Origin of the sequence: Rhodococcus sp. IEGM 1351 (genome assembly GCF_030056875.1) — a bacterium.
Lineage (GTDB): Bacteria > Actinomycetota > Actinomycetes > Mycobacteriales > Mycobacteriaceae > Rhodococcus_F > Rhodococcus_F opacus.
The window spans coordinates 1-827 of sequence record NZ_JASHKU010000089.1 but is presented as its reverse complement, the minus strand read 5'-3'; the positions used below and the strand labels follow the sequence as shown (position 1 = coordinate 827).

Below are 827 nucleotides of genomic sequence, written 5' to 3'. Positions count from 1 at the left end.
TCCTCGATGAGGCAACGAATAGGTGTACGCGCGCATTTTTCGTGAGTCAACGCGCGGGGTTGTCTCTGCGGACGGTGTCGCTTACAGTGTCATCCATGCAGCGCATTCTCGTAGTTCTCCGCCGTAGCGGGGTCTGATACGGACCGACCCCTCGCTGCGGGTCGTTGAGCTACGCGTTGGTCCTCCCTTCTTTCAGGAAGACCACGAGAATGAGTACCAACCCTTCTTTCGCTTCACCCTTTCCCTCGGCGACACCGGCCGCCGACCCCTTCGCCGCGCGCCACGGCAAGCCGCTGCCGCGGGAACTCCGCACCGAATCCGCCGGAATGGCGTGGTCCGCGTTCGAGGTCGTCTACGCGCCGTCCAGCGGACCGTTCCGTCTGGGCAGTTGGTCGGAAACGAAGACGGGCCCCGGAATGTGGGATTTCGAAGCGACACTCGGTATCGGCGAATCGATCCGCAAGACCGCTGCGAGCGCGCCCGGCCCGGTGGCCGCCATGACCTCGATGCTGTACGACGCGGGGTGTGCGATGGAGATCCTGTCTTTTCATCAGCACGAGATCGGGCACCGAACCGCGACATTCCTGCTCTGCGAGCGCGACGGCATCCGGCTCTGGGCGATGGGAATCGGTGAATCCCACACGGAATCGACTCTGCGCGCGATGATCTCCGGCGCCAACCGGCTCCAGCCCGCCTGACACCGGAACGACAGTGCGGCCCCGGTCGATGACCGGGGCCGCACTGTCGTGAACTGTTCGGTTGAAAGTGAACTGGTGCGCGATACTGGGATTGAACCAGTGACCTCTTCCGTGTCAGGGAAGCGCTCT

1 protein-coding gene is annotated in these 827 nt (G+C 63.5%); it reads left to right on the top strand.

The window, feature by feature from the left end; translation table 11 throughout:
- Nucleotides 1-209: 209 nt before the first annotated feature.
- The gene (locus tag QM806_RS40880; RefSeq protein ID WP_120659207.1) at nucleotides 210-698 is read left to right on the top strand and encodes a 2-isopropylmalate synthase; all 489 of its coding nucleotides are present in this window, start codon (nucleotides 210-212) and stop codon (nucleotides 696-698) included.
- Nucleotides 699-827 lie beyond the last annotated feature (129 nt).

What these genes read in the sequence shown, in the direction of transcription:
- QM806_RS40880 (WP_120659207.1), top strand. Translation starts at nt 210, where the DNA reads ATGAGTACCAACCCTTCTTTCGCTTCACCCTTTCCCTCGGCGACACCG.